Source organism: Actinomyces urogenitalis DSM 15434 (genome assembly GCF_000159035.1).
Taxonomy (GTDB): domain Bacteria; phylum Actinomycetota; class Actinomycetes; order Actinomycetales; family Actinomycetaceae; genus Actinomyces; species Actinomyces urogenitalis.
In genome coordinates, this window is record NZ_DS999574.1 from 463,493 (window position 1) to 467,362 (window position 3,870).

At 74.0% G+C, this 3,870-nt stretch carries 4 protein-coding genes; 3 read left to right on the plus strand and 1 reads right to left on the minus strand.

The genetic code is table 11. From position 1 onward, the window contains the following. Positions 1-480 (plus strand): Fic family protein (locus tag HMPREF0058_RS01990; protein ID WP_211205879.1); only part of this gene is annotated, 480 nt, incomplete at its 5' end. On the opposite strand, the gene HMPREF0058_RS01995 is transcribed toward HMPREF0058_RS01990, so the two are convergent. Continuing rightward, positions 430-1,248 carry an HAD family hydrolase gene (locus tag HMPREF0058_RS01995; protein ID WP_231550205.1) on the minus strand — a complete coding sequence of 273 codons (819 nt, stop codon included), beginning with the start codon at positions 1,246-1,248 and terminating at the stop codon, positions 430-432. The two genes, HMPREF0058_RS01990 and HMPREF0058_RS01995, sit on opposite strands and share 51 nt — an antisense overlap. Before the next feature lie 230 nt (positions 1,249-1,478). On the opposite strand from HMPREF0058_RS01995, the gene HMPREF0058_RS02000 reads away from it, so the two are divergent. Beyond that, positions 1,479-2,255, plus strand: coding sequence for a cellulose synthase operon protein YhjQ/BcsQ (locus HMPREF0058_RS02000; RefSeq protein ID WP_050765632.1), 777 nt, complete (start codon positions 1,479-1,481; stop codon positions 2,253-2,255). Continuing rightward, positions 2,252-3,469 (plus strand): TadA family conjugal transfer-associated ATPase, encoded by a 1,218-nt coding sequence (locus HMPREF0058_RS02005; RefSeq protein WP_006547991.1) that lies wholly within the window; start codon positions 2,252-2,254, stop codon positions 3,467-3,469. The genes HMPREF0058_RS02000 and HMPREF0058_RS02005 overlap by 4 nt, the downstream gene beginning before the upstream one ends. Positions 3,470-3,870: the final 401 nt, after the last annotated feature.

Sequence of the window (3,870 nt, forward strand, 5' to 3'; positions counted from 1 at the left end):
GCGCGGCTGGAGGAGCAGGCCGCGCGCGAGGGTGGTCCGGGGCCGGCGCCCCACGGTGAGGAGCTCTCCCAGCGTCGCGCCGCCCTCATGGAGCTGCTGGAGATCGAGGGAGCGCCGGCTCTGGTGCGCTGCGCCGTCGTCCACGCCGAGATGGTGTGTGCGCGCCCCTTCACTGCCGGCAACGCGGCGGTGGGGCGTCTGCTCGTGCGTTACCTGGCCACCCGTGACGGCCTGGAGCCTACGGGGGTGGCGGTGCCGGACCTGTATGCGGCCAGGGCGCCTGGCGTCTACGCGCAGGCCCTGGCGGCCTACGCCACCGGGAGCCTGGAGGGTGTGGTGTCCTGGATCGTGTGGCAGGCCGAGGCTTTGCTCCTGGGCATCCAGGAGGCCCAGGCCGTGTGCCGGGCCGTGCAGGCAGGGACGACCGCCTTAGCGGCGCCTCCAGGTCAGCCAGGCGGCCAGGGCTCCCACGGCGCCTAGCGCCAGGGCCGAGGTCAGGGCCTCGGCCTGCTCGGGGCGCAGTTGCAGTGCTGCGGGCACCGGCGGGGCCAGCGGACGCCTGAGGGTCAGGGGCCGCTGGAAGTCCCTCACCATCCAGCCGGCCTGGGTCGCGTGGTGGCGCAGCTCGCGGTCCGGGTTGACGGCGACGGGGTGGCCCACGGCCTGGAGCATCGGCAGGTCTGAGACCGAGTCGGAGTAGGCCCACGAGGCTGCCAGGTCGATGCCGTGGGCGGCGGCGTCAGCCTCCAGCGCCTCGACCTTGGCGCCGTGGAGCAAGGATCGGGCGATCGCGCCGGTGAAGCGTCCCTCGGCGTCGGTCTCCATCTGCGTGGCCACCGCCCGGTCAGCGCCCACCAGGGCTGCGACCGGCTCGACCATCTCCTCCACGGAGGCCGAGACGATGACGACGTCGTGACCAGCCTCGTGATGAGCCTGGATGAGGTCCAGGGCCTCGGCGTAGACGGCCGGCTCGATCGCGGTGGACAGGGCCTGGTCCACCACCTCCTGGAGCCGACGGCGCTCCAGTCCGGCGGACATGGCGGCCAGCTGGCGCATGAGCCGTGCCGAGTGCTCCTCGTCCGCGCCCATGAGGAGGTAGGGCAGCTGGGCCACGACCCCGCGGGCCAGGGCGGAGGTGGAGATGAGCCCGGAGCGGCGCATCGGGTCGCCCAGGGCGAAGGTGGTGGAGGTCGCCAGCACGGTCTTGTCCAGGTCGAAGTAGGCGGCGCGGCGGGGTGCCTTGTCCACGATGACCTCCTGAGCCTCGTGCGGGTGGCCGGACGGCTGCTGGTTCCCTCGCATCGTACCGAGCCCGGGCTCCACAGGCAGGTCTCGTGACACCCCTGTCCACAGGGCTCGATCGGCCCAGGTGCGGCGGCACGGCAGGGGGGAGCACGCTCGGAGCAGGCGCCTGCCCGCGAGCCGGCCTCACCCGAGGCAGCCCGAGCCCGGCCGCGCCGGCGAGCCCAGGAGGAGAGATGACCCGACCGAGCCCAACTGACCTGAAGACCGCGCCTGCTCGCCAGGCAGCGAACCAGCCTGAGGCCCGCCCGCCGGGGGCGGTGGTCGCCGTCGTTGCCGCCCGCGGGGGCCTGGGAGCCTCCTGCCTGTCCCTTCTCCTGGCACGCGCCCTGACGGTGGCCGGCCAGAAGGTCGCGCTCGTGGACGCAGACCCCGCCGGAGGGCTTGGCCTGCTCATGGGGACCGGGCCGGGGCCCGGGCTGCGGTGGGCGGACCTGCCGCAGCAGGAAACGGCCTTCCGCGTCAGCAGGCTCGTGGACGCCCTTCCCACCTGGCTGGGCATGAGGGTGATGACCGGGGACACCAGGGGCGGAGCGCGAAGCGAGGAGATCCTCGCGCCCGTGATCACGGCCCTGGCCAGCGTGCACGACGTCGTCGTCGTGGACCTGCCGCGCACCCTGCCGGTCCCACCGCAGGCCACGGTCCTGCTGCTCACGGCGCTCGACCTGCGCTCAGCAGCGGCCGCGCGGGTGCTTGCGCGGCGGATCGCGGGCGAGAGCCAGCGCCCGGTGCGTCTGGTGGTGCTGCAGGAGGGGGAGGACATCGACGTCGACGGTCTGGTGCGCACGACCGGGTGCCAGGTGATCGGTCCTATGGCCGTGGACCGATCGGTGGCCCAGCGCACTGCCAGGGGTGACGACGTCACACGCGGACGCGGTCGCGCACGCCGAGACGCCCGCGCCCTGGCCCACGCCCTCCTGGAAGAGCTTCAAGGCGTGGTGGCAGCGCCGTGAGCGGAGCGGAGGAGCTGGAGCGGGTGCGCGGCGCGCTGGCACGGGGTGCGAGCCTGAGCACCGCGCTGGAGGAGGAGAGCGACGCCGCCACCGGCATGGAGGGGTTGGCGCGGCTCCATGAGCGCGTCCACCGCGAGGTCGAGGGAGCCGGCTCCTGGCTGCAGCCCCTGCTAGAGACCGACGGCGTCACGGACGTGCTCGTGGGAGCGGGGCGCAGCTGGATCGACCGGGACCGCGGCCTGGAGGAGGTCCACCACGACCTGCCCGAGGACCAGGTGCGTGCGCTGGCCGTGCGCATGGCGGCCAGCGCTGGCAGACGCCTGGATGAGGCAAGCCCCGTCGTCGACGCCACGCTGGCCGACGGCACCCGGCTCAATGCCGTCCTGCCCCCGTTGAGCGCGGACGGCACCCTCATCTGCCTGCGCACGAGCCGCCCCCAGGCCTTCAGCCTGGCCGAGCTGATCGCGGCGGGCACGCTGACCCCGAGCCTGGCCGAGGTCCTGGCCGCCCTCGTGGCGGGACGGGCCTCCTGCTTGGTCACCGGCGCCACGGGCACCGGCAAGACGACCCTGCTGGCATCCCTGCTCTCCCTGGTGGAGCCCACTGAGCGCATCGTGTGCATCGAGGAGGCCAGCGAGCTGCGGCCCAACCACCCTCACGTCATCCACCTGCAGGAGCGTCAGGCCAACGTCCAGGGCGTGGGAGAGGTGACGATGACCTCCCTGGTGCGTACCGCGCTGCGCATGCGCCCGGACCGCATCGTGCTGGGGGAGTGCCGTGGCCCCGAGGTCCGCGAGGTGCTCACGGCGCTCAACACCGGCCACGAAGGAGGATGGGCCACCCTGCACGCCAACGCCCCGGTAGACGTGCCAGCGCGCCTGACGGCGCTGGGCGCGCTGGCCGGAATGGACGAGGCCACCGTGGCTGCCCAGGCGGCCAGTGCCCTGGACGTCGTCATCCACCTGCAGCGGCTCGCGTGCCAAAGGAGCGGGCCAGGCGGCGGGGTGCCTGGCTCGCGCAGGGCACGGCGCGAGGAGGGCCCCAGCGTGCAGCGTGTGGTGACCTCGCTCGGGGTGCTCCTGAGGGAGGAGGACTCGGGCCGCCTCGTGTGCCGCGAGGCCCTGCACCTGCGCGACGGCGCTCTCCTGCCAGGTCCCGGACACGCTCAGCTGGTGGCGCTGCTCAGACGCGCAGGAGAGACGGGGCTGCCATGACCCCGGCCGCGCTGCTCGTTGCGCTCCTGCTCGCGCTCGCGGTCACGGTGCTGCTCCTGCCGGCACGCCGGGACGCCAGCGTCCTGGAGCAGATCGAAAGGGGCCCGGCAGGCGGCGCGAGGCTGCCCGGGCCGAGGGCCCGGGACCTTGACCTTGGGCTGGTGCTGACCGAGGTGGCCACACTCCTGCGTGCCGGGGCCCCGACCGAACGTGCCTGGAGCCGCGCCCTGAGGCGTCACGGCCTGTGCGAGGGCGTCAGTCCGGGGACGGACGGCGTGCCACCCGCCCTGTGGCAGGTGGCCGACCTGGCATCCAGGTCCTGGCGACCGCGGCGCAAGGACGGGCGATGGGCGTGGCATCCTCCCTGGCCGCCGGGGCGACAAGGTGCGGCCAGGCGTGAG

Coding starts and splice junctions, on each gene's coding strand:
- HMPREF0058_RS02000 (WP_050765632.1), top strand. CDS start 1,479: ATGACCCGACCGAGCCCAACTGACCTGAAGACCGCGCCTGCTCGCCAG.